Origin of the sequence: Photobacterium sanguinicancri (assembly GCF_002265265.1) — a bacterium.
Taxonomy (GTDB): domain Bacteria; phylum Pseudomonadota; class Gammaproteobacteria; order Enterobacterales; family Vibrionaceae; genus Photobacterium; species Photobacterium sanguinicancri.
This window is the reverse complement of record NZ_NOIF01000367.1, coordinates 1-1258: the sequence shown is the minus strand read 5'-3', so window position 1 is coordinate 1258 and position 1258 is coordinate 1. Positions and strand designations below refer to the sequence as shown.

Annotated in this window: 1 protein-coding gene; it reads left to right on the top strand. The window is 44.0% G+C overall.

The features are described from left to right. Positions 1-72: 72 nt before the first annotated feature. A protein-coding gene (locus ASV53_RS24060; RefSeq protein WP_094958998.1) for an IS3 family transposase occupies positions 73-1250 on the top strand; the annotation gives its coding sequence in 2 pieces (ribosomal slippage) (positions 73-331 and positions 331-1250; 1179 coding nt in all). Positions 1251-1258 lie beyond the last annotated feature (8 nt).

The window sequence follows — 1258 nt, the reverse complement described above, 5'->3', positions numbered from 1 at the left end:
TGTAGTGGCATAGTGAATTTGGTCACTTAGTTAGAGGTGATATTATCACCTCATAAGTTAACAGGTGACATTATGACAAAACGTACAAGACGACTATTTAGCGCAGAATTTAAGTTAGAAGCGGCGCAGTTAGTCCTAGACCAAAACTATTCAGTGACTGAAGCAGCTCAAGCCATGAATGTGGGTAAATCCACGATGGATAAATGGGTTCGCCAGTTAAGAGAAGAGCGCCAAGGGAAAGCACCAAAAGCTTCACCTATGACCCCTGAGCAAATAGAAATTAGGGAATTAAAAAAGAAGCTGGCTCGCCTTGAAGAGCACAATGAAATACTAAAAAAAGCCACGGCTCTGTTGATGTCGGACTCACTGAACAATTCTTGATAATCAAGAAACTCAAGCAGAGCTATAGCGTAAAAACATTATGCGAAGTCTTCAATGTTCACCGAAGTAGTTATAACTATTGGCTTAAACGTCCAACGCTAATTAATGCGGAAACAGTGAAACTTCGCAGCTTGGTTAGCGAGGCTCACGCCGCAAGCAATGGCTCTGCGGGAGCGAGAACCATTGCAGATATAGTCACAACCCAGGGTGTAAAACTAAGTCGATACCGAGCAACAAGGCTGATGAAAACGCTTGGTTTAGTGAGTTGCCAAGAGCCAAAGCACCGTTACAGAAAGGCTTCACAAGAGCATATTGAAGTTCCAAATCACTTAGGTCGTCAGTTTGCTGTTACAGCACCAAATGAAGTCTGGGCTGGCGATGTTACGTATATTTGGACGGGTAATCGGTGGATGTATTTAGCGGTCGTTATCGATCTTTTTGCTCGTAAAGTGATTGGTTGGTCGATGTCTTTATCACCTGATAGCCGGTTAACAGGCAAAGCTTTGTCGATGGCTTATGAATCTCGCGGTAAGCCCAAAGGTGTCATGTTCCATAGCGATCAAGGTAGTCACTATACCAGTCGTAAATACCGCCAATTACTGTGGCGTTTTCAAATAAAGCAGAGTTTATCTCGCCGAGGAAACTGCTGGGATAATGCGCCGATGGAGCGTTTCTTTAGAAGCCTGAAAACGGAATGGGTGCCAACGGTGGGTTATCGTAGCTTTGCTGAGGCTCAACAAGAGATCACTCGCTACATCATTGGATATTACTGCCAACTCAGGCCACATCAGTATAACGGTGGTCTAACTCCCAATGAGTCAGAACGATTATATTGGGAAAGCTCTAAAACCGTGACCAATTTTAGTTGACCACTACA